The 22,879-nt window shown below is 56.7% G+C and carries 21 protein-coding genes and 1 pseudogene; 5 read left to right on the top strand and 17 right to left on the bottom strand.

The features are described 5' to 3' along the window. Positions 1-284: 284 nt before the first annotated feature. Positions 285-1,688: a phosphate/phosphite/phosphonate ABC transporter substrate-binding protein gene (locus FKM97_RS25420; protein WP_144295268.1), complete on the top strand. Its 1,404-nt coding sequence runs from the start codon at positions 285-287 to the stop codon at positions 1,686-1,688. A gap of 433 nt (positions 1,689-2,121) precedes the next feature. On the opposite strand, the gene FKM97_RS25415 is transcribed toward FKM97_RS25420, so the two are convergent. From FKM97_RS25415 to FKM97_RS26850, 3 genes and pseudogenes are all read right to left on the bottom strand, one after another. Then, positions 2,122-4,461, bottom strand: a complete 2,340-nt coding sequence (locus FKM97_RS25415; protein WP_144295267.1) for a hypothetical protein — start codon at positions 4,459-4,461, stop codon at positions 2,122-2,124. A 105-nt stretch (positions 4,462-4,566) separates the two neighbouring features. After that, the gene (locus FKM97_RS26615) at positions 4,567-5,019 is read right to left on the bottom strand and encodes a tyrosine-type recombinase/integrase (protein ID WP_205015306.1); all 453 of its coding nucleotides are present in this window, start codon (positions 5,017-5,019) and stop codon (positions 4,567-4,569) included. A gap of 298 nt (positions 5,020-5,317) precedes the next feature. Then, a pseudogene (locus tag FKM97_RS26850) lies at positions 5,318-5,515 on the bottom strand (hypothetical protein); the annotation flags it as partial. 360 nt (positions 5,516-5,875) lie between these two features. Here FKM97_RS26850 and FKM97_RS25400 point away from each other — a divergent pair. Then, positions 5,876-6,364, top strand: a complete 489-nt coding sequence (locus FKM97_RS25400) for a c-type cytochrome (protein WP_144295266.1) — start codon at positions 5,876-5,878, stop codon at positions 6,362-6,364. Positions 6,365-6,523: 159 nt separating this feature from the next. On the opposite strand, the gene FKM97_RS27020 is transcribed toward FKM97_RS25400, so the two are convergent. Together FKM97_RS27020 and FKM97_RS27015 are read right to left on the bottom strand one after the other, a co-directional pair. Beyond that, complete coding sequence (locus tag FKM97_RS27020) at positions 6,524-6,958, bottom strand: TIR domain-containing protein (RefSeq protein WP_281290148.1); 435 nt, start codon at positions 6,956-6,958, stop codon at positions 6,524-6,526. Then, the gene (locus FKM97_RS27015) at positions 6,891-7,295 is read right to left on the bottom strand and encodes a hypothetical protein (protein WP_281290147.1); all 405 of its coding nucleotides are present in this window, start codon (positions 7,293-7,295) and stop codon (positions 6,891-6,893) included. The genes FKM97_RS27020 and FKM97_RS27015 overlap by 68 nt, the downstream gene beginning before the upstream one ends. A 580-nt stretch (positions 7,296-7,875) precedes the next feature. On the opposite strand from FKM97_RS27015, the gene FKM97_RS25390 reads away from it, so the two are divergent. After that, positions 7,876-8,355 carry a RidA family protein gene (locus tag FKM97_RS25390; protein WP_144295265.1) on the top strand — a complete coding sequence of 160 codons (480 nt, stop codon included), beginning with the start codon at positions 7,876-7,878 and terminating at the stop codon, positions 8,353-8,355. A gap of 87 nt (positions 8,356-8,442) precedes the next feature. On the opposite strand, the gene FKM97_RS25385 is transcribed toward FKM97_RS25390, so the two are convergent. Continuing rightward, a complete protein-coding gene (locus FKM97_RS25385; RefSeq protein WP_144295264.1) occupies positions 8,443-9,186 on the bottom strand; it encodes an SOS response-associated peptidase in 744 nt (247 codons plus the stop codon). 132 nt (positions 9,187-9,318) lie between these two features. Between FKM97_RS25385 and FKM97_RS25380 the strand changes: the two genes are divergently transcribed. Continuing rightward, entirely contained in the window at positions 9,319-10,338 is a 1,020-nt protein-coding gene (locus tag FKM97_RS25380) for an amidohydrolase family protein (protein WP_144295263.1), read from the top strand. A gap of 40 nt (positions 10,339-10,378) precedes the next feature. Here FKM97_RS25380 and FKM97_RS25375 read toward each other — a convergent pair whose 3' ends face one another. From FKM97_RS25375 to FKM97_RS25355, 5 genes are all read right to left on the bottom strand, one after another. Further along, complete coding sequence (locus tag FKM97_RS25375) at positions 10,379-12,397, bottom strand: oxidoreductase (protein ID WP_144295262.1); 2,019 nt, start codon at positions 12,395-12,397, stop codon at positions 10,379-10,381. 53 nt (positions 12,398-12,450) lie between these two features. Continuing rightward, positions 12,451-13,236: an enoyl-CoA hydratase-related protein gene (locus FKM97_RS25370; protein ID WP_144295261.1), complete on the bottom strand. Its 786-nt coding sequence runs from the start codon at positions 13,234-13,236 to the stop codon at positions 12,451-12,453. Next, on the bottom strand, positions 13,236-14,873 hold the full coding sequence (locus FKM97_RS25365) for a class I adenylate-forming enzyme family protein (protein ID WP_144295260.1): 1,638 nt from the start codon (positions 14,871-14,873) through the stop codon (positions 13,236-13,238). The genes FKM97_RS25370 and FKM97_RS25365 overlap by 1 nt, the downstream gene beginning before the upstream one ends. An 84-nt stretch (positions 14,874-14,957) precedes the next feature. Further along, positions 14,958-16,274: a TRAP transporter large permease gene (locus FKM97_RS25360; protein WP_144295259.1), complete on the bottom strand. Its 1,317-nt coding sequence runs from the start codon at positions 16,272-16,274 to the stop codon at positions 14,958-14,960. Positions 16,275-16,319: 45 nt separating this feature from the next. Then, positions 16,320-16,811: a TRAP transporter small permease subunit gene (locus FKM97_RS25355; RefSeq protein ID WP_170241142.1), complete on the bottom strand. Its 492-nt coding sequence runs from the start codon at positions 16,809-16,811 to the stop codon at positions 16,320-16,322. Positions 16,812-17,213: 402 nt separating this feature from the next. On the opposite strand from FKM97_RS25355, the gene FKM97_RS25350 reads away from it, so the two are divergent. Continuing rightward, on the top strand, positions 17,214-18,248 hold the full coding sequence (locus tag FKM97_RS25350) for a TRAP transporter substrate-binding protein (protein ID WP_144295257.1): 1,035 nt from the start codon (positions 17,214-17,216) through the stop codon (positions 18,246-18,248). A 231-nt stretch (positions 18,249-18,479) separates the two neighbouring features. Here the strand turns inward: FKM97_RS25350 and FKM97_RS25345 are convergent, their stop codons facing one another. The 6 genes from FKM97_RS25345 to FKM97_RS25320 all read right to left on the bottom strand — a co-directional run bounded on the left by FKM97_RS25345 (position 18,480) and on the right by FKM97_RS25320 (position 22,759). Continuing rightward, complete coding sequence (locus FKM97_RS25345; RefSeq protein WP_144295256.1) at positions 18,480-19,280, bottom strand: crotonase/enoyl-CoA hydratase family protein; 801 nt, start codon at positions 19,278-19,280, stop codon at positions 18,480-18,482. Continuing rightward, positions 19,273-19,713, bottom strand: coding sequence for a MaoC/PaaZ C-terminal domain-containing protein (locus tag FKM97_RS25340; protein WP_144295255.1), 441 nt, complete (start codon positions 19,711-19,713; stop codon positions 19,273-19,275). Before FKM97_RS25340 ends, FKM97_RS25345 begins: the two co-directional genes overlap by 8 nt. Then, positions 19,710-20,180 carry a MaoC family dehydratase N-terminal domain-containing protein gene (locus FKM97_RS25335; protein ID WP_170241141.1) on the bottom strand — a complete coding sequence of 157 codons (471 nt, stop codon included), beginning with the start codon at positions 20,178-20,180 and terminating at the stop codon, positions 19,710-19,712. Before FKM97_RS25335 ends, FKM97_RS25340 begins: the two co-directional genes overlap by 4 nt. Before the next feature lie 25 nt (positions 20,181-20,205). Then, positions 20,206-21,345, bottom strand: coding sequence for a thiolase C-terminal domain-containing protein (locus FKM97_RS25330; RefSeq protein ID WP_144295253.1), 1,140 nt, complete (start codon positions 21,343-21,345; stop codon positions 20,206-20,208). Beyond that, on the bottom strand, positions 21,345-21,755 hold the full coding sequence (locus FKM97_RS25325; RefSeq protein ID WP_144295252.1) for a Zn-ribbon domain-containing OB-fold protein: 411 nt from the start codon (positions 21,753-21,755) through the stop codon (positions 21,345-21,347). Before FKM97_RS25325 ends, FKM97_RS25330 begins: the two co-directional genes overlap by 1 nt. Before the next feature lie 233 nt (positions 21,756-21,988). Next, positions 21,989-22,759, bottom strand: coding sequence for an SDR family oxidoreductase (locus FKM97_RS25320; protein WP_144295251.1), 771 nt, complete (start codon positions 22,757-22,759; stop codon positions 21,989-21,991). Positions 22,760-22,879: the final 120 nt, after the last annotated feature.

Genomic DNA, 22,879 nt, shown 5'->3' with positions numbered 1-22,879 from the left:
TCCCACGTCTCAAAGGAACGGGCGAGGGTGCGGCCTTAGATCAACGCCGTCCATGACAAAAGCAAATCTGCTCATTCTCGATCCGTCGGATTACAGGTTGCCACCGCGGCGAACTTGTCATTATGGACACATCGGCAAATCGAAGCGAGCGCGGCATGCGCAGGCAGAATGCCAATAACAAACAAAAGGGACATTTCAACATTCCGAAAGCTACACCTCCACCAAGAAACAATAATATCAATCGAATCTACGAAAGCATCTTGACCGGTAATCTGGGGTAGAAGATGCTGAACAATAACAAAGATGCTGGGGACGCCACAATGACTGAACTTCCTTCAGTGCTCGCGCGCGGCGAGCGCGCTCGCCTTTTCCCTGTTTTAGCAGACACTTCTAAAGAGGGGCGGACGCTCTCTATTTTTCTGTCATGCCTACAAAATGTTGATGAATTTGGCCGTAGCATGCTTGCCGACCTCGGCAAACGTGTTGGCACTCGATCGAAAATTGAAACGTTTACTGAGGTGGGACTTTCAAAGAGCGGTGGCGATAAGGCTATGCGCCCAGATGGCCTCATACTGATCACTGCGGGATCCAGCCGGTGGACGGCACTTGTTGAGGCTAAAGTCGGCAACACTGATCTCACGGTTGAGCAAGTCTCCAGCTATGCCGAGCTTGCTCGACTCAACGGTGTTAACGCGCTCATTACCCTCTCAAATCAGTTTGCTCCGCTTCCGTCTCACCACCCAGTAAATGTTCCAAGCTCACTTCGAAAGAAAGTAGATCTGTACCATTGGTCATGGATGTATGTCATCACCATGGCAGACCTTCTTCTTAGTAATGATGAAGTTATTGACAGAGATCAAAGAATCATTTTGCAGGAAATGAAGAGATTTCTTCTTCATCAAAGCTCAGGTGTTAAGAGTTTTGAGCAGATGCCTTTGGCCTGGACTGAAATTCTTTCTCAGATAAATGCTGGAGCATCTATTCCAACAACTTCGTCAGAGGCTCGCGAAGTCGTAGGAGCATGGCACCAGGAAATTCGTAACCTAAGTCTCATTTTGAGCAGGCAGCTTGGTGTTGAAGTGGACCTGCGGGTACCCCGTAGTTTGAAAGATGATCCGGCAGCTCGGCAAAAGGCCGATTTGGAAGTTCTTGCTTTGTCTAAACGACTTGAGGCCGTTTTTGATGTCCCTTCAGCCGCTTCTCCAATAGAGCTCATCGCTGATCTGGCGAAGAAGTCGATCTCGGTTTCCATGAAGCTGAGGGCCCCAATTGAGAAAAAGAGTGCTAAGGGGCGAACGAGCTGGCTTCTTCGTCAACTGGCAAAAGCAGAACCTGAAGGAATACATGTTCGCTTCGGGTCGCCGGGAAGAACCATGAGCACTCAGCATTCACTGAAGGCTCTTAAAGAAAACTCGGAGATTGTGTCAAAGGACAGAGGGGACCAGGCTCCTCATACCTTTGAAGTTCTTTTGGTGAAAGATCTTGGCTCTCGTTTCTCACAACGGAAGAACTTCATTTCGGACCTCGAAAAGCTTGTACCAGATTTCTACAACCAGATTGGGCAACATCTTAGGGCGTGGCAGGCCCCCGCACCAAAGCTCAGTGACGAAAAGGCGTCGGCAGAAGCTGTGGCACCGGAAGCTCTTCGCGAAGAAGCGGAGATTAGCGCGTTAGAGCGTGAGGGATGAAGGACGGGCTGGAGGGATTCATTCTCAGTCGGTGTCAGTGTGCGTCCACCGTCACAGGCACGCGACCCATTTAATGTGCGGATCTTCCTTCGACGGGATCTCAAGGGTAGCACGACGCGGAACGGGGTGGAGTAGTCTAGTTTCAGAAATCCAGATTGTGCTCCACTGACCGTTGATCTTCATAGCGGATCACTTTGAAAGCGCTGGCGGTAGGTCAGCCCTCTGAAATTTAGAGACCAGAAAGCGGCAATCCCACTCACTCTAGAGAAATGCGTTGCCCGCATGGTCGCGGAACATCTTGCTTCGACGATCATAGGTCTTCAGCGTCCGGGCATCCGCATGCCGGCTGACAGCCATGACTGCGAACAGGTCCGCTCCTGCCTGAAGGGGCATGATTGAGAGACGTTGCGCTTAACCGCTTTGCTTCAATGCGCTACGCCGGTTCTCTGAGCAGTTCATAAAGCCGGCTGTCGTCGCCCAGATAAACTATGTGTTCCACGTTATCTGGTGTGACCCAGCTTGTCATCGGCGGAAGTCCGTCTGACGTCGGTCGGTAGCCGGTTGATGGAACGGTGTGATGCCATACGTCGTCGCCATCCACAGCAACATTGAAATAAGTCTCGTGGACCTGACGATCGTCACCTACATAAGCAATGTGCTGGGTGTGTTCAGGCGAGGTGTACCAGCTAGTTACGGCACTTCTGGGCGCGGCTTGCCCGGGAGTACAAACCTCGTGGCGCCATCCCCCATAGCCACCTCGAAAGTAGTACCTTTGATGGACCTCGTTCGTCAGGGCGTAGGCAAAATGCTGAACTTCAGTTCCAACCGTTGACCCCCAACTTGTCACAACGTCGCCAGACGGCTGTGACCCCTCTAATGATATATGTGGTTCGACCAATCGATGGTCCCAGCGGGGCGACGCAGCCACCACTCTATGATCGCTGTGGTGGAGCCGGCCGTCGGCACCAAAGTAGACTAAACTGGATAATTCCTTACTATGGCTGACCCATAGAGAGGGGATGGTGCCGTCTAAAATCTTCATGTGATTTTGGAGATTCACGTCGCTATGTTGCCATGGCTCGTTTGTACCTGCCCTCCGAAACCATTCGTGGATCTTTCCACCTTTACTCGCGTAAACGATATGGACGACGGTCCCGTAATCGATCCAGCCAATGGGGCCGGTCCGCCAATACAGGGACGATTGAGTAACCTCACTGCCCAAAGTGGCGACTAACTCCCAAGTAGTTGAGTCTGCAGGCTTTCTGCAGACGTAGAGTTGATCACCTAGAGTGGTTGGGCCATGGTAGGCAATGTAGTCGGAGTTTTCCTGTGGAACAAACCAACCCGACAAGCCCGTATAACGCTCTGCCGGTGCGAATTGAGGGGTTTCTCTGGACCAGATCCGGCTGCCCAAACGGCGGCGCAGGGCTGAAAGCCCCTCGTCATTCCAAGCGATGTGCTCTATCCTGTTTACTGTATCAACCCAACTTACCAACTTTGCGCCTAGACGCATTTCGGCACCGACACCCACAGGATCGCCGGCTACATTAAAGCGACGGTGCTCCCACGGCCGGTCTATGATTAAATGCTCGCCAATACGTTGCGGCCCATGCCAAGTTCGATTCTCATCTCTGTAATAAAAGTCAAAACCTCGCTGATGGCTACGCCGCGCGATCAGCTCTAAATTACCGTTCTCGCCTCCGAAGTTGCTCTGTATGAGCGACACTTCGTCATAGAATGGGCCAGGTATTCTCAGTGGAGGGCGCCAGCGGCTAGCCTCGCCAATTGAAAGAAAGCCATCCTGCCTATTGCCGCAATCGCGGCTCATATAAAGAATGCCGCCGTTCTTGCTCGGAGCCACTAACTCCAGATCACCAAAATGGCCAATATCAAATGGGAGATCACCTTCAGGCTCCCAACCGTTGTCACCTTGAACCAGACAAGGGCGTCCCCAGAACTCGCCATCGAGTTCAGGATAAACATCCTCTCCTAGCGTCGTTTGATCAATCCAGTCGACGTGGAGACCAGAGGCATCGGTGATCCATCTGACATGGAGCTCGAGTTGGCCACCTGCCGTCACTCCTGCAACGATTCGTTCTAGACCTGGTCCGACGTCTGCGTAACCAGTATCCGATATATCTCCGTGATGGGTGCTTCCCATCGACGGCGAAATAATGCCCACACCTACGAGTTTGCGAGAACCGGCACCGCCAAGATCGCCCCAAAAAATGTTATCACTGCCGTCGGGAAAACTCTGATTTGCGCGTTGCCAGTATTTAAAACCTCCGAAGAGATCTGGGGCCACCACAAGGAAGTTGCTGAAGTTGTGGCCAGTACCCGAAGCCCTAAAGAATGCTCCGGAATAGGCCATGCTAGGCACTCCACCTACCCCGGCAAATGCTTGACCTGATCTTGAGACGATGGGTGACGGACCATGCCACAGATAATTGAGGTTATCCCGCCAATAAGCTTCAACCACACCGTCTGCTCTTGACGCCAGTACCTCCCAACTTCCCAGGCGCTTTTCTGGATCAAGCCGAAAATCTGATTCAATAAGGGTCGCACCAGTGTACGTTCCTGTGCCGAATAAGCCGGGACCGTTCCATGCGCCATTATTGTCATTGTCCCGGAAGAAGTGTGCTAATCCACCACCTGGCCAAGGAATAACGACTTCGAAATCTCCTGTTTGACCGCCTCTACTCTGGATCAAGAATCCTCCAAGTGGAGACATCATTGGCCGCCTGGGCCAGTCAAAATCACCAATATCACTCATGGCTCCCCCCCAGTGCAAAGAGGCTTTAGCTAAAGGGATTGCTTTTGACTCTGAGAACCAACTTCATCACGGAAGATCACAACGGCCAATTGATACCGTGATTGATTATAAAAAGCCATTTCCGGCATGATCCCGAAACATTTTGTTCCGGCGATCATAGGTCTTGAGTGTTCGCGCATCTACGTGCCTGCTGACAGCCATTACGGCAAACAGGTCGGCGCCAGCTTGTAGAGCTGCGGTGACAAATCCGGCCCGCAGCGAATGTCCTGCAAACAAAGCTGGGTCAAAGCCAGCCTTCTTCACGAGCTCTTTGATCACTAACGCGACACTGCGGTCAGTTAGTCGCTCGGCGGCTACAAGCCCGCCTTTGGCTACTGGGCGGAATACCGGCCCTTCTTTGATGCCGGCGAGCAGCAACCAGTTCTTCAACGCTGCAGCAGGCTTCAGTAATGATCCTTGTGGGATCGCCACTTCGACGCCTTTTTCCCTCTTGGTCGCCTTTGGATCGCGGAATGAGAATGCGGTAGCCCTCAGCCATCTCCGTGAGATGCTCGACATCGATCGCCACTAACTCGCTGCGCCTCAATGCAGCGGCGAAACCGGTGAGAAGCAGTGCTCGATTGCGAACACCACGAATGTCGCTGCCGCAGACATTGAGCATCGCTGCAACAACATCGCTGGTCGCCGGTGCCTTCCCGACCTTCGCCGTTCCGATGACACGATGAATTCCACGCATGGTCGATCGGACAATTTCTGCATCGACGGGGTTGAGGTGGCCAATACGTTTGTGGGCAAACCGGATAGCCGCGGCGCGGCGGTCAATTGTTGAAGCGGATAGGCCCGCGTCAGCTTGCGAGGCAAGGAAGGCTGCCACCTTCTCTGGTGTCGCGGGAAGACTGGCCACGGAACGAGCAGAGCACCAGGCATCGAACACCCTTGCGTCGCTGCGATAGCTACGAAGGGTGTTCTCCGCCTTCTCACGAGCCCTGTAGTGCTGAGTGGGCTCGTCGGCGGTCTCGAATGGCGAGATCTCTGCACCAGAATCCCTCGGCATTGGAAGCAAGGCGTCCATTGTTCATCGGACCTTACTTGAGATTCAGAGAGCTCTCGAAGCCGCTGGCGTCGTTTTCATAGAGGAGAATGGCGGAGGACCAGGCGTACGGCTTAAGTATAACGGCAGAGATGTAAGTGCCGTCAATAGACTGGAAGGCGAAGGCGGCGTTGTCGGTGAAGATGATATATGAGGCCGGTTGTAGATAGATGGCGTCGAGTTCACGAACGGAGCTGCCCTGGGGTGAGGATGAAGACTAGCTTCGTTACCGCGACGGCGAATACTTGGAGACTTTAAGCATCTACCGTTCATCTTGCATTCAAGTTGCTAGGTCTAATGGGCAGCCTCTAAGGAGGAAGACCCATGAAAAAAGTATCATGGATGACTGTCGTCGGCGGCCTGCTCGCCGCCAGCACAACGGCAATTGCAGAGGATGCGGCGAGCAGGGGCAAATATCTCGCCGCAATCATGGACTGCACGGGCTGTCATACACCGGGAGCCCTCCTGGGAAAGCCCGACATGACCAAGGCACTCAGCGGAGCCGACGTCGGCTTTAACATCCCGGGCTTAGGAACCTTCTATCCACCGAATCTCACGCCGGATGATGAAACAGGACTTGGCCGGTGGAGCGAGAGCGAAATCATTGCTGCGGTGAGAACGGGTCATCGTCCTGACGGTCGCATCCTGGCTCCTGTCATGCCGTATCATTCTTACAGCAAGCTGATCGATTCAGATGCGAGGGCATTGGCCGCCTATCTGAAGAGCATGAAGCCTGTCAGGAACAAGGTTCCGGACCTGTTAGGGCCGAACGACAAGCCGCACACGCCGTATTTGGCGGTCGTTCTCCCTTGAGGCCACTGGTGCGATATTCATTGAAGTGGTCGAGAAGGACCTGGTGTGCGGTTGAGGAAAAAGCAGAAATGACCTTCAACGCGAGTGAGTGCTTGCAATCGAGCACGACGATTTCTCGCGAGGCCCACTGGCGACGGAATGGAACCGATCAGTTTGCCGTTAGGCTATCAGAAGATGAACACGTTCCACTATGAAGCTGGCAATCTCTGCCGCGTCGTGGTGACGGGAGTCGGCGTACCCGTCGTGCCCGAAGATACCTTCGACTTCACCGTCGTCCATCCGCACAAACATGATGCGGTCGTGCTCCCGCGCGTTGATGATCTCCCTCACCGCTCTGAACTCGACGCCACACCAATCCTTGAGTTGATAGTCGCCACCAGCGAACACCACGACCATCCGGGACCGTTCGCGGTAGATGGCCTGGAGAAACGTATCAAGAGAGGGGCGCGCAAGCTGCGCGGTATAGTTCCGATCATAGAAATATCGATCCGGACCTAGCAGCCGTTCTAAGTGCTTTGCAACCTGCTCAACATAAGCTCGCGCCTCGCCAGGGAAAGAGAGTGCGACGTCGAACTGATGGTCCCTGAGGTTGATCCTTGGCCCGGCACGTGCTGCAGCGCGGTAAGGCGATGCACTTGCGATTCAATTCCGCGGGAAGGTCCACGTCTTTTACCGCCCAACGTGTGCGATTCAGCTCCCACTTGCTGATCTCCAATTCGAACATCATGTCCTCAAGTTGCTTAGCAGTGAGGAACGTGTCCAGTTCATGTAACTCGTAGTCGACCCGAACTTCATCTTGCCGGACTGTGACGTCTCGGATCAGACCAAAGCGCGGATCGAGCTTGTTGAAGGCCTCGTACGCAAAGATGCAGGGGAAACGCCGGAGCTTGTCAATCTCCGCAGGACCCAACGCACCGTAGGAGTCCTGCATCGCATAGCTCGTGTATTCGCGAACGCAGCGACTTCGCTCTACCAGCCATGGCTCTCCATTCCAGGAGCCGTCATTCGAGGAAACGAGTAAGTTGTACACGTGCTCTCACTAGCATCGTCGCAGAATAGTTTTACACTTAAAAGAATAGCGTCCTGCCATCTTTATCTGCCCCTGGACCCCCCCCTGTGGAATTCTGCCTTTGGAACGTGAGGCAGAATTAACAGGAGAAGGTTGCATGGCTGACGACAAGAACAAGCGAGGACAGCAGGACCGTAGCAGGGTGGCTGGTGAAGAAGCCAACTAGGTCCGATACTTCGCTGAAAAGCACACCCTAATCAATGAATAAACCCAGAAGCTGATCGCCGAGGTGGGAAACAATCGAGATGAGCTAGACGCTGGATGAAAGTTGGTTCCGATAATCCCCCTTCTCGGAAATAAAGTGGCACGTGCGCCATCCATGGTCATGCCCATCCACAGCCGCAAGTTTGACGAAACCCTGTCAGAGTGAGCTAATGGCGGAATCGGGGGTAGTTAACTGAATCCTCAGCGGCCCGAGCCGGGGTATTGATCCGGAGGAAAAATGACGCCCGAAGAAAAAATCAAATCCATGGGGCTCACACTTCAAGACTTCGAGAAGATTGGCTATTACGGCGATGAATACGGCAAAATGAAAGCCTTTCACCTAGCGGGAAAAGTGCTGTTCTTGTCTGCCCACGTACCGATTTGGGAAGGCAAGATCATTCACCCTGGAAGGCTGGGTGAGCCGGTAACGATCCCGGAGGGCTATGAGGCGGGAAGACTGACCGCGCTCAATGTGCTCGCTGGCGTCAAGCAGGCGATTGGCCCGCTCTCTGGGATAAAGTCTCTTGTCCGCAGCGTAATCTATATTCCTTGTGCGCCCGACTTCACCCAGGTTCACAAAGTAGCTGACGGAATGACCGACCTTTTGGTGGAAATCCTGGGCGAGGAAAAAGGACGTGGGGGCCGAGCCGCAATTGGTGTCCAACGCCTGGCGAACGACATCTGTTTTGAGGCATGGTGCACGTTCGAGATAGAGTGAGAATGCTGCTGTTTAGCTCAAAGGCACCCTAAATCTGACCTGGTCGAGAGCGTTATCTTGCTCTTTGACCAGGGGCTTTAGCCGCCTTCAGACGAGAGGGCCTCCCAACACGGCATCAACCCCACCGTCTTTCTTCTGCCCCCGAGCGACAATCCGCAGCGACCCATCCGGCAGCGGGCGTTGCAATCCGGATGCCTCTGCCCACTCCCCCAGCATCCAGACGTCTATCTCTTCCTGGGTCGTCAGGATGACTGGCATGGCCTTGGGGTGGATCAGATCCACTTCGGCATTGGGCTCTGTCGTCAAGAAGCCATAGAGGTCGCAAGTCACTTCGCCCTCTCGGACCTTGCGGACACAGGTCCAGCTTGTCCACAACCCGGCGAAGCATGCCAGAGGCCTGCTCTCGTCGAACGCAAACCAGATATCGCCACCGGCCGCGGCATTGAATTCCGAGAAGCTGGTGAACGGGACCAGGCAACGGTTCTCCGGTCCAAGCCATCGCTTCCAATGCTGGCTTCGGACATTGCGGATGTTTGTGGTGCCCCTGTCTGGCTCCATGCGCATCAGCTCTCTGAAATCGACCGCCTTGCCTTTGGCTTCCAGCTTTGCGGCCCGCTTCTGGGTGGCATCCAAGAGCGCCTTCTGCGACGACGGCATGCCCCAGCGTGCCATCACCAGCTCGCGCCCTCCCATGGAATTGCGGACGATCGGCGCCGAGTAGTCAGGGAAGATGCCTGGCAGCGGAGGCAGGTTGCCGGTCCGATCCACCATGGCCCGGGTGAACTCGATGATGGCCTGCTGGCCCTTGGTCTGGGAGTAAAGGTTGCACATGGGACTGCAGGTTAAGTGAAGTAGTCATTGGTCGATGCCGCGATTTGTTTTGGCCGAACCGGTTATGGCATCCCTTAGCCTGCCGAGAGATGGTGGTGACGGTCATGCGGTCGAAAAAAGTGGGAGGGGATCGTGAATGATGTCGGCATTTCAGACGACCGGGACGTCTGGCTGAAACAGGTGGTTGAGGAAGCGATCGAGCGGGATCTGCCCATTGTTGATCCCCACTTCCATTTTTTTACCGGTCGTGGGCACGATTATCTTGCTGCAAATTTTCTCGCCGAACTCGACCAGGGGCATCGTGTCGTCGGAGCTATTCATGTCGAGGCAAATGCCGATTTTTTCGCCCATGGGGGCGCCGAGGGAGAGATGCGTTTCGCTGCGGAGCAGAGCGCAGAGCTGCTGGCCCTGCAACGCGGGCGTGCCTGGAGAACCGCGATCGGCGTGGTCGGCTATGCCGACCTTCGCAAGGCAAACCTTGAGGAAGAGTTGGACTCTCTCGTCGAGGCCTCGCAGGGCTCTCTGAAGGGCATCCGCAACTCGTCCGCCTGGGATCCTGATCCCTCAGTAAAAAACGGTCATACCAGCCCGCCGGCCGGCTTACTGTGCGATCCGGCATTTCGCCGGGGATTGCGCGGCATCGCTGCGCGCAATCTGACATTCGACTCCTATTGCTTCTTTCCCCAGCTTCCGGAAGTCGTAAAACTGGCTCGTGCGGTACCCGAGGCTAAGATCGTATGCGACCATATGGGCGGCATTATCGGTATCGGCCCGTATAAAGGCCGACACGATGAATTCTTCGATGAATGGGCGAGGAATCTCGCAGAACTTTCGAAATGTTCGAACGTATTCCTCAAGCTTGGCGGCATGGCAATGTCTGTATCCGGCTTCGGCTGGCACAAACGCACTAGGCCACTGAGCTCGGACGAGTATGCCGCCCACTATCAGCGCTGGTTCGACACTGCCATCGACCTGTTCGGTTGCGAGCGCTGCATGTTTGAAAGCAATTTCCCAGTAGACGGGGTGTCGATCTCGTATGGAATCCTGTGGAACGCTTTCAAGAAGATCGCAACGCGCTACAGCCCGGCGGAGAAGTCGGCACTGTTCCGCGACACGGCAATTAACGCATATCGACTCGAGTTGAACGGCTAAAGGGGCTCTTTGGATTTCCTCTCCCCTTTAACCATCTGCATCAGAAGACGATCTGATGCAGCGTGTCCCCATGCGGTGCCACGCTTCGCGTATGTTCCGTGACTGCTGCGTAGGCCTCGTGGACAGCGTCGCCGATCCGGCGGACATCGCGAGCATCGCCGACGACGACAGACGCTATTCCTTTGGCCTTCAACTCATCAGCGAGTCGGCTTTCGGGGACGCGGCCAACTGCGAGGAGCAGATGCCCCGCGTCCCAGACCAGTTCGCTGCCATTCCTCGTCATCGTGACACGCCCAGGCTGCACCGACTTCAGGAGGGTACCGAGCTCGATGCGGATGTTTGGGTAGGATTTAAGTGTCTTGACGAACTGTTCCCGGTAGATCCTTAGCCAATTTGAGCGGCTCAGGGCCTGATCGTCGCTTGACCTTGTCGAAAGGATGACATCGAAGCCCCTCTCGGCAGCGAACTTAGCTGCCTCGCAGCCGATCTCGCCTGCACCATAGATGACGATCGGGCCGTTCCGGAGCGAGGCTTTGCCGACGAGCACGTCATAAGCTGAGGAAACTATCTCCATGTCCAGCCCGCTTACGTCGCCGAGACGCCTGTCGCTCGAACCTGTGGCGACCACGGTGATCTCCGGTCCAAGCCCCACCACCATCTCGGCCGTTGCCATGGTGTTCAGCCGAAGGTCGATACCGGAATCATTGAGTTTGCGTATCAGATAGTCACGATACCAGAAAAACTTGTCCTTCTTGGGCGCTGCGCCCGACGCCAGGAGCCCCGGAGCCACGCTCTCGGATTGCTCGATCAGGGTCACCTGGTAGCCGGATTCTCGAAGGCTGAGCGCTGCGGCCGTTCCGGCTGGTCCCGATCCGATGACTACCGCTCGTCCCGCGCGATCCACCCGGACCGGCCGCAGATCGATCTCCCGTCCGGCGAGGGGATTCTCCGCGCAACCGACGGGCTTGTGGCCGGTGCCGATTTGTGCGACGCACCAGTTGCACGAGGTACAGGGCCTGATATCGGCGGTACGCCCGTCACGCGCCTTGTTGGGCCAGTCCGGATCCGCCAACAGCGCGCGACCCAAGGCAATGAAATCGGCCGAGCCATCCTCGAGAGCACGCTCCGCCACCTGCGGCTCCCGGATCACACCGACGGCAATGACTGGTGCACTCACAACCTCGCGTATCGCCCGCGCCAGCGGAATGCGCCACCCTTGCGGCTTCCAAACCGGGTCGACATTGCAGTCGATCCGTTCATGACAGCCCGTCGAGACATGCAATGCGTCAACCCCTTCGGCGACGAGGCGCCTTGCCGTGTCCTTCGCTTCCTCGGTGGTGGTGCCACCCTCGATAAACTCGTCCGCCGACAAGCGGAAGATCACCGGAATGTTCCTTGCCCCGTCACGGACCGCTTTTGCGATCATGATCGGAAAGCGCTGGCGATTCTCGAGGCTGCCGCCAAACTCGTCCTGCCGCCTGTTGGAGGCGGCGGAAAGAAAATTTGCGGGCAAGTATCCGTGCGCTCCGTGTATCTCGACGGCATCGTAGCCAGCCAGGCGGGCACGCTCAGCCGCCTCGCCGAACTTTGTCGCCACATGCTCCATGTCGCTTCGGGTCATCTCCCGCGGAATTTTGCGATACATCGGACATGGTATGGGAGAAGCCGCAATCGGCTGCTGTCCTGCAATGAACTTCGGATGGGTCTGGCGGCCTGCATGAAAGAGCTGAACACACGCCTTGGCACCCTCGGCATGAATGGCCTTTACCAGGCGTGCGTGGCTTACGATGAGATGATCCTCATCCAGTGCAAGTTGAGGCTCGCCGCCCAGCCCCAGAGGACGATCAACGCAGGTGTACTCCACGATGATCATGCCGACGCCGCCAGCGGCACGGACCCGGTAATACTCAAGCATCCGCTCAGACACCGAACCCTCGGGGGTGGCGAGATTGGACTCCATTGGTGCCATGATCACGCGGTTGGAAAGCTCAAGGTCGCGAATGCGACCGCGTGCGAACAGGTGCGGATAGGACCGGCTTTCCTCGGCCAACTTCGTCATCTGCGCGATTCCCCCTGTTGGTGACCGTCTCTCGACCCATGGGCCGGCCTTACTCACTCGTGGTGCATGCCGCTCTTGGTCAGCAGCCTACGAATGCGGGACGGTGCGTCGCCACGTTCCCAAATCTCACCGACCTTGCCCGCGACCCATCTCCTCGCTTCGTCCGGCTGGTGGTCTGCCAAGTGCTCTATGAGTTCTTTGGTCATCGCGATCGCAACCGGCGAGGCTTCAAGATGATCCTCGACGAGCTGTTCGATCCGGGCATCGAGGGCATCCTCGTCCGCGCAAACGCCGTCGAGCAGACCGAACTGATGCGCTCTCGCCGCTTCGAAGCGTTCGCCGGAGAGCATGACCGAACGGGCCCGTGCCGCACCGATCCTGCGGATGACATAGGGCGAGAAGGTCGCAGGGATGAGCCCTATCCGGGTTTCCGGGAATCCGAACTGGCATCGATCCAGCCCGATCGCGACGTCGCACACGGCCGCCAGGCCCACACCTGCCCCGAATGCCGGACCGTTTATACGTCCGATCAGAGGCTTGGGCAGGCCGTGCATCGCGGCGAAGAGATCGCCCAGCTGCTGGCTCCGCATCACACGGGCCTCCACGCTCTCATCGAGCGACTGGAGGAACCAGGTGAGGTCCCCCCCAGCACAAAAAGTTCGACCTCGTCCGGTAATTAGGACGAGGCGCACGGAACCGTCGGCAGCGAACCGCTCAAAGGCGCCACGCAGTTCGCTGGCCATGGTCTCGCAGATCGCGTTGTGCTTGCTCGGCCCGTTGAGTTCGAGTGTCGCGACGCCGCGTTCGTCCGTCGCAACATGAATTGTCTGGAACTCCATCAGCCGGCCTGTGGAGCGAAGCGCCGTACCGCATCGGCCCGCAAATCCATCTTCCGGATCTTTCCCGATGCCGTCATCGGAAAATCCTCCACGAAGACCACATGTCTGGGAATCTTGAAACTCGCCATACTGTGCCGGCACAACCCGATAATGTCCGCTTCGGCCGCCGGAACTCCTTTTCTCACCTGCACATAGGCGACCGGGACCTCAGATAGTTTCTTGTCCGGCAACCCTACCACCGAAACCTGCTGTATCTGCGAGCTCTTGAGCAGATGGGCTTCGATCTCGAGGGGGTCGACATTCTCCCCTCCGACTTTGAGCATGTCTTTAAAACGGCCGAAAAACCGCAGGAGGCCATCCTTGCGGAAGTAACCCATGTCGCCGGTCTTGAGCCAACCGTCATCAGTGAAAATGGCCTGCGTCTCCTTCGGCATGTTGTAATAGCCTTTTGTGACCGCAAACCCTCGGATTTGGATCTCGCCGGGCACCTCGGCGGGGACCTGTGCGCCGGTCGCCGGGTCAATGATGCGCACCTCGAAGCCGAGAGCAGGAACTCCCGACGCTTCACAGAGCTGTTCGTCCGTGTCGTCCAGAGACCCTATACAAGCTCCGGTCCAAGTCTCCGTCATGCCAAAGCCGGAGAAAGTTTTGAGCGGCGCCAGTATCCTCCGCGCCCGGTAGGCTATCGGAACGACATTCGATGGCCCGGCTGGAAGCCAGCCGAACCGAAGCGAGCTGATATCGCGTGGCTTCCGCTCCTGAGCATCCATCAGCATGGACATATGCGTGTCAAAGCCGTGTGTGATGGTTACTCGCTCACGCTCGATCAGATCGAGAGCCTCGTCAGGATCAAATGTTTCGGTGAGAATCTGTCGGGCGCCGGACACCATCGACATGAGCGAGCCCTCGGACAGGCCGAACGCATGCGAAAGCGGTAGATAGTTTATGATGACGTCCCGATCCGTCAGGTTGAATCGGAAGGCGCGCTGTTCGAGGCTTCTAAGCAGAATATGCGTGTGCATAACGCCTTTGGGAAAACCGGTTGACCCCGATGTGTAGAGAATCAAACACATATCGTCGGGATCGACGGATCGGGCTCGTTCTTCCAGGCTCTGCTGACTGACCCGAGTTGCGTCGGCTTTTGCCGCATTCCAAGAGACCGTGCCTTTGTGGACATCCTCGTCCAGGATCACAACCTTACGTAACCTCGGAAAGTTCTGATCGTCGACCTCGACCCCTTCATCCGGCAACTGGACGACTTGGCGCGTCACATCGAGATAGTCGATGGGTCCGGAGATTCGGTGGGTAATTAGGACGGTGCTGTCCGATTGACGAAGGAGATAGGCCAAATCGCCGGTTCGGAACCGCGGATTGACAGGGACAAGGACGGCGCCGATCTGCGCGATGGCGTACTGGATGAAAATCCAATCCGCTCGGTTGTTCAACCAGAGCGCCACATGATCGCCTTTCTCCACGCCCAAACCCATCAGCGCACGCGCCGCCAGTTCCACCTCCGCAGCCATTTCAGAAAAGCTGTAGCATCGATTCCCATAACGCAGCCCTTCTCGTCCGCCGAAACGACGGGCCATCTCCGCCGGCAGGTCACCGATCCTTTTCTTCGGATACCACTCGCCCATGATCACATCTCACTCATCGGTTGCCGTTCCGCAAAGCGGCGGCTGCCTCTATGGTTTGCACTGACCCTCGCGACGGCAAATGCCTTAACCCCTCATCTGCATGGGCAGCCAGGTCGCGATCGCCGGAAACAGGAAGAGGCAGGCCACGAACACGATATCCAACAGGACGAAAGGCAGAACGCCGGTGAATATCTGCCGCGCCGAAATTTCGCCCTCAGCGGAAGACAGCACGGCAAAGAGGTTGAGGCCGACGGGCGGGGTGATGGCAGCAATCTCCACGAGCTTGATGATCAGGACTGAAAACCAGATCGGGTCAATGTGGAGGGCCTGCGACATCGGAAACAAAAAGGGAATGGTGATGACCATTATCGAGATGGAATCCACGAACATCCCCAGCACCAGGTAAATGATAATGACCAGAAGCATGAAGACGCCGGGAGAGATACCGTAGAGGCCGATAAGACCATTCACATCATTAATGAAGCCCATGACCACGAGGGCGCGACTGAGCAGGAGCCCCCCGATGAATATGAAGAAAAGGACGGTCGTGATACGGGCTGCCTCTAATAAGGAATCCCACAGGTCCCTCAGTGACAGTCGACCGGATATCGCAGCTATCAACGTCGCTCCCGCTGCGCCGACAGCTCCGGCAGCAGATGGCGCGAAAAGGCCCGCATAAAGGCCGCCGATCACGACAATCGCCAGGAATGCGATCGCCCAGACCTGATTGAGAGACTGAAACTTCTCTCTCCAACTGAAGGTCTCGCCTGTCTCGGGCGCCCATTCAGGTTTCGCGGCGATGAAGACTCGAATACCGACGATATAGAAGAGAGCCGTCAGGATGCCCGGGATGACGCCCGCCATAAGGAGAGTGCCGATCGACTGATCAGTCAGAACGGCCAGGACCACCATGATAATGGAAGGCGGGATGAGCGCGGCGAGGGTGCCAGAAGCTGCAATACACCCTGCAGCGATTCCCAGATTGTAGTTGTACCGCTTCATTTCCGGCAGAGCGATCTTGGTGAACACGCTGGCGGAGACCACGGTCGAGCCCGACGCAGCGCCGAAACCGGCTGATGCTAGTATGGTCGACACGTAGAGCCCGCCGCGAAGTCCACTGGTGAAGCGGTGAGCGGCACGGTACAGGTCGGCGATAATGCCTGCCTTCGATGTTATCACACCCATGAGCACGAACATCGGTACGACGATATAGGTGTAATCCGAGGTTACCGCGAAGGGCAAAGTGCGGAAATTCGCAAAGGCAAAACTAGGGTTGACGGCCAAGTACATCGCGCCACCCGCCGCGACGATCATGGAGATCGCGACCGGCACGCCGATACTGAGTAGCGCCAGCACCGCGACGATCGTCAAGATTCCCTGTTCGAGCCCGGAAAGCTCCATGGTCCAACTCCGAATCTATTGTCCAACTCCGAATCGGTTGGTGCCTTAGGAGCGTTTGCGAAAGATGTCGGCGATCTGGGCGAAAGCGATAAGGGTGGCCACTGCCAACCCGAGGAATGCAAGGAATTTGATCGGATAGATCGGGAAGGTGAGGATGGAAAGCGATTGTTCGTTGACCCGCCAACTGGCCTGAAACAGATTCCACATCGCGTAGGCTAGGAAGAGGTAGACGGCGGCGCTCAAGACGACCGAAATTGCTTCAGCGATCTTCTTAATAAGGTCCGGGCAGACCCCGACGAACAAGTCGATCCTGATGTGCTCTTTCTTTCTGACTACAATCGGGAGCGCTAGGAATACGCTTGAGACAAACATCACCTGTGAAATGTCGATGGTGGCAGGGACACCAGATCCGATCGTGTTGTTGAGAATGACATCCGTTGCTCCCAGCACCATGATGACGAACAAGCCGATCGCGCAAAACTGGAACATGGCGCGATCAATGAAGGCGAGACCTGCGCCGAAGCGGTCTAAGATCATCCTCTGCACTCCTCCCCAAGGGCACGGCTGCGCGATCGCGTTGGTTGAACCGCTTCGAACCATGCTCTTCTTTGCCTAGCAATCATGAGGCGGAGGCTGAAATGACAAAATACCGGAATCAATCAATATGAAGCACATTTGGGACGTGACCCTGATACCAAGTCCGCAAATTTGCGGCCGCAGCCTTCCCGCCCCTGCCATAGCCGCATAGGCCGATGCAGCAGTGCCACAAAGGGAACAGGCGATTGTCGGAATCCGTAATTCTCAGTCCGTCGGAATTCTGAAACCTAGTCAAGCGTGCGGTCCCGCCACCAAAAAAAGGGCAGGCCGAGCGTGTATCGATGAACTGTCGGATCTTCAAATACCGTCATTTCACAAAAGGGGTCTCTGGGAGGAGCCGTGATGAGAATCTATAAAATAGTAGCTGCTTCGCTGGTTGCGCTGGTTGTATCGGCCGGCGCCACTGCAGCACAGGAAGAGTTTCCTGAGATGAAACTCAAGTATGCGCATTTCGTCGCGTCGAACAACGCTCTTGCGCTCTTCGACAAACGATGGGTCGAACTTGTAGAAGAAGGAAGCGGCGGCAAGATCGACATCGAGATATTTTGGGCGGGCTCGATGGGCGGACCAACCGAGATACCGGACCTCGTGGGCTCTGGAGCGGTCGAACTCGGCTCCACGGCCCTCGGCTATTTCCCGAGCGAGTTTCCCCTTACAGGCGTGGTTGGAAATATGCTGCGGACCTTCGACACACCAGCCGACGCGCATGAAGGTTCGATGGCGATCTTTGCTCTTCCCGAATCGCAGGAGGAACTGAAGCGAGCCAACCTGCAGATCATCAATACCACCACTGCCAATCCCTATAATCTGACCTGCACAAAGCCCATCCGCACTATGGCGGACCTCAAGGGGACTCGCATTCGTGCGAATGGTAAGTATCCGCCACTCTTCTTCAGCATGCTTGGCGCTAATCCGCAGACCATTGCTTTCTCGGAGATGTATCAGGCTCTCGAGAAGGGGATTATCGACTGTGCCTGGATGTCGCACGACGTCGCAATCTCTTCTAGGCTCCACGAGGTGGCCCGTTATGCGATCGATCTCAATTTGGGCTCGGTTCCGCTAACGCAACTACTCGTCAATCGGGAACTGTTCGATGGTTTGCCAGAGAACGTTCGTCAGTTGATGAAATCGGCAGCAGAGCAGGCATCGGCCGAAGAGGTGGAGTATCTGGCCAAAATATTCAAAAGCACGATCAAGGAAGACATGCCCACTCATAAAATGGAGTATGTCCACTTCGACGACATCGACGCTTTCCTCAAGGTGGAGCCAAATATGCCGCAGATTTGGGAGAAAGACATGGTTGAGGTCGGTCTTGCCAAACCTGCCCAAGAGATCGGCGAAATCCTGACGTCCTACAGGGAAAAGCTGGTAAAGTAGGCGTGTACCGACATGACAAAGAAAAGGTGCCGAGTTCCGGTGCCTTTTCTTTTCCGAAAACGCAGCGGGGTTCATGTTCTTAGTACGCGTGATCGTCCTCGAACTTTAGCACCACGAAAGCGCCGACATGCCCGCTATCAAGGTGAGAATGCGTGAAGTGCCGGACCCCTCGGCTTTCGTAAAGGACGCCAGGTAGAGCACTTCGATCGTTTGGGGTTACGACAATCCCCGTCACTTGCCGGTAAACTTCGGACTGCGGCGTTCGATGAGCGCCTGGACCGCCTCGGTATGGTCTGCTGTTTGGTGCGCGACACCCTGATAGATCGACGCCAGTTCCAGAACCGATTCAAAGCGGCTGTTCAGTCCCTCGCGCAGAAGGCGCTTGGACATGCGCAGTTGCCTTGGCGGATGCCGTGCAATTCGGGCAGCAAGTGCGTGTGCCTCCTTCATCAAACTGGCTTCCGAGACGACGGAAGACACCAGCCCCCATTTCAAGGCGGTTGCTGCGTTGATGGGATCTGCCGTAAACGTCATTTCGGCCGCGCGCGACAAGCCGATCTGGCGCGGAAGCAGCCATGAACCGCCGTCCCCGGGGATCAGACCAAGCTGGACAAAACTTTCAGCGAAACGCGCTTTCGAGGAGGCGATCCGGATATCGCACATCAGCGCCAGATCGCAGCCGGCACCGTAGGCGGGCCCATTGACGGCGGCGATGATCGGCAGCTCACTATCCCATATTGTGCGGGCCAACTTCTGGATTCCGGTGCGGTAGTTCTCCTTCACAGTCAGAGCATCTCCGCCGAACATCTCCGTTCGGTCTCGGATATGTTTGAGGTTGCCGCCGGAACAGAACGCGTCACCGGCTCCGGTCAGCACGATGCATCCCACCGACATATCGCCACCAAGCCGTTCGACCTGGTCCGTCAACTCCGAGCAGAAATCGCCATCGGAGAGCGCATTTCGGGTTTCAGGCATGTTGAGCGTCAGTGTGACGACGCTTCCCGATTTCTCGACGAGCAATCTGTCACGCATTCGGTTGCCCCAGCATGTTACGGTCGTTCAAGCGTATGGTGGCTTCGCCTGACATGACATGCCGCCCGTCCTGCCTCGTCACTGATATGGACAACTCGGCGTGTCGTTCGCCCCCCACGGGACGAATCTCGGATATCCGTCCCGAATAGGTGAGGATGTCACCAACCTGCACTATTTCCAGAAACCGCCCTTTCAGTCGGATCAGATCCTTTTGCGAACGCCATGCCGTCACCAGCCGCGCCATGTTTGCCATCACATACATGCCGTGCGCAAAGACATCGTCATGTCCTGCTGCGCGCGCGAAGTCGATGTCGATGTGAAGCGGCGTATGATCGTGCGAGGCGCCGGCGAAAAGTCCGAGCGTCGTTCGTGTGATAGGTCCGACGACCAGATCGGCGGGTGCCTGACCGGGGACATCTTCATCAAGCTTCACGGTCGTGCACCCTCCCGCGTGCGAATGATCAGCGTACTGGACATCTCGCCGACACGCTGGCCAAGTTGATTGGTCAGCCGGGTCAGCGTGACGAGGAACTGCATGGTGCCGTTGCGGCGCTCGTATATGTCCAGAATGTTTTCTTCGATGGTTATCCGGTCTCCGGCGCAGATAGGTTCACCATAGCTGAAGCTCTGTTCGCCATGGAGCGACCGTGCGACCTGATCCTCACTCAGCCCCATAGCAGTGACGAAGGGCATCTGCTCAGCTGATCCGCGAAGGCAGCTAAAGCCAAATGACGGCGGAGCGATGATGGAGCGATAACCGGCCCGTCGCGCTACTTCTTCGTCGAAATAGATCGGATCGGTCTCGCCCACCGTTTTCGAGAAGAACCGGAGCTGGCAACGTTCGACATCATAGTGAAGAAGCGGCAAAGTCAGGCCGATCTTGCTGCGATCAAGCTTCATCGGCAGCACCTCCATGTCGATACCGCTACGCGACGTTCGTAAGGACTGCGGTCCCCGCGGCAAAAAACATTCCGCCGACACCTTGCGCCACAGAAATCTCGACCCCCTCCACCTGCGCAGGGGCGATGCCGCGCAACTGCCGGATGCTTTCCTGCAGGGCAAACATGCCATAGCGACCGGGATGCGTGTAGCACATGCCGCCGCCATTCGTGTTGAGCGGCAGGCGACCTCCGGGTGCCGTATGGCCGTCCTTGATAAAGTCGCCCGCCTCGCCCCTTCCCACGAAGCCAAGTCCTTCCAGGCCATAGATCGGGAGATGAGCGAAGGCATCGTAGATCATCAGGTGATCCACATCGGAAGTGGAGATGCCGGCTTCCTGAAAGGCTTTGCGCGACGCCACCTCGAAGACATCAGCCCGCGTGAAATCGGGCATCTGGCTGATATTGTTTATCGAGACAGTTTCGCCGCCACCCATATAGTAGACGGGCTTCTGTTTCAGATCCCGCGCCCGCTCCGCGCTCGTAACCACAATCGCGCCCCCCGCGTCGGTCACGAGGCAGCACATCAGCTTGGTGATTGGATCGGCGATCATGGTCGAACTTAGGACATCGTCGACCGTGACAGGATCACGAAGCATCGCGCGCGGGTTCATGGCGGCCCATTCACGCTGGCGCACATGCACCCATGCAAGATGTTCCTCCGTCAGACCCGTCTCATACATGAAGCGGCGCACCGGCAGGGTGAACATGGTCGGCGGCATCGTCGCCCCATAAGGCAATTCGAACTGACGGTGATTGTCGGTATACATCATGTCGAGACCCTTGGTCCCGACCCGCGACCTGCCACTCTCGCCATGCGTGATCAGGATTGTGCTGGCATGGCCAGCCTCGATAGCCGCTACGGCGTGGCGCAGATGCAGCATGTAGGCGCAACCGCCGACGTCGGTTCCATCCACCCATGTCGGCTTGACGCCAAGCGCCATAGCGACGGTCCAGGGCAGTTCCTCCGCCGTGGCGATGCCGTCGATATCGCTCACTGTCAGGCCAGCGTCCTCTATCGCGCGTAGTGCTGCATTGCAATGCAGCTGGACTTGGCTCATATCCGGCACCTTGCCCAGGCGCTCGCTCTCCGCCGCGCCGACGATCGCCACCTTGTTCCGCGGCATCAGCGACCCTCCGCCGGCCTGAACTTCACGAGGTTGATCTCCTCCGTGAGCGGTTCGAACGTGGCCTCCACCGGCATTTCCATCTGGATCGCGCTGGAATTCTGCTCGCAGCCGATGATGTTGGTCAGCATTCGCGGCCCCTCTTCCAGTTCCACGACGGCTATGGAATAGGGCGGGGTGAATCCTGGAGACCTGAAACTGGAGATGATAAAGGTGTGAATCGTGCCGCGCCCCGAAGCTCGGAAAATCTCGACCTCAGTGGAACTGCAGGCAGGACAAAAAGGCCGAGGTGGAAAATATGCCTTGCTGCAGGATCTGCATCTTTGCAGCCGCAATTCGCCTGCCTTAGCTCCTTCCCAGAAATGTAACGTCTCCGGTGTCGGCACCGGAATGTGGATATGTTCGCTCAAGTCAGCCTCCGATCGGTCCAAACCCGCCTGATGAGCCAAACGAATGGACGTAGCGACGCCCCGTCCCCGTTGCTCGACTTCGCTCCACCCGGGCAAACGGGGTGTGTTTTCACGACGAATTATCTGCTGGATTGCGGCATCAGCAGAATGACGGAATTCGACAAACTGATGTGCATATGATCGAGACGTGATGGCGGGCGTCGAGGCGCAAGAACGACACGGTCTCCCTCGTGTCAGACGACCATGCCGCCGTTGACCTCCATTATGGATCCGCTCAGATAATCATTCTCGAGGATCTGCTCGATCGCGCTCGCGATGTTATCGATGCTGCCGATGCGGCGGAGAGGAATCTGTCTGGCTAAGGCATCGAGCGCCTCGGCGGACATCGAGCGAAGAAGTTCCGTTTCGATCGCCCCGGGGGCGATGATCATCGAGCGGATGTTGTATTTGCCGAGTTCTTTGGCCCAAACACGGCTCATCGCAACCAACCCCGCTTTCGCCGCAGAGTAATTCGTCTGGCCATAATTCCCTCTGAACGCGCCGGAGGAGATGTTGATGATTACGCCGCCGTCGCCATTGTGCTCGATCATAAGGGCCGAGGCCTCGCGGGCGCATAAGAATGCGCCCTTGAGGCATACGTCCAGCACCGTGTCAAACGCGTCGCTGCTGAGCTTCCTGACAATTCTCCCGTCCTTTTCCTTGACCAGAAGCCCATCTCGGATGATTCCTGCGTTGTTCACCAAGCAATCGATGCGTCCGAAGTCTGAGACGATCGCGGCGAAGCTCTTCTCGACCTCCGCTTCTTTAGTGATATCGCAACGGTAGGCCCGCGCAGACGATCCGCTTTCTTCGACCAGCCGGACCGTCCCTGCGATTCCATCGGCATCGATGTCTATGGCCGCGATACTGGCGCCGAGTTTTGCCAGATGCGTGCCGATGCCGCGCCCGATGCCGCGACCCGCGCCGGTAATGGCAATGACCTTGTTCTTGAATTTGTGGGACATCTCCGGCCATCTCCTCTCCACGATGAGCGGAGGAGACTATTGAAAAGCCTCCGGGCGGAAATGACGGGAACCTACATTGTAATGTGCAATTCGGAGCGCTTCGGGTGGCGCGATGCTGCG

It is taken from the genome of Rhodoligotrophos appendicifer, assembly GCF_007474605.1.
GTDB lineage: Bacteria > Pseudomonadota > Alphaproteobacteria > Rhizobiales > Im1 > Rhodoligotrophos > Rhodoligotrophos appendicifer.
Note: the sequence above shows the minus strand (reverse complement) of the source record. Positions and strands in the feature narration are given on the sequence as shown.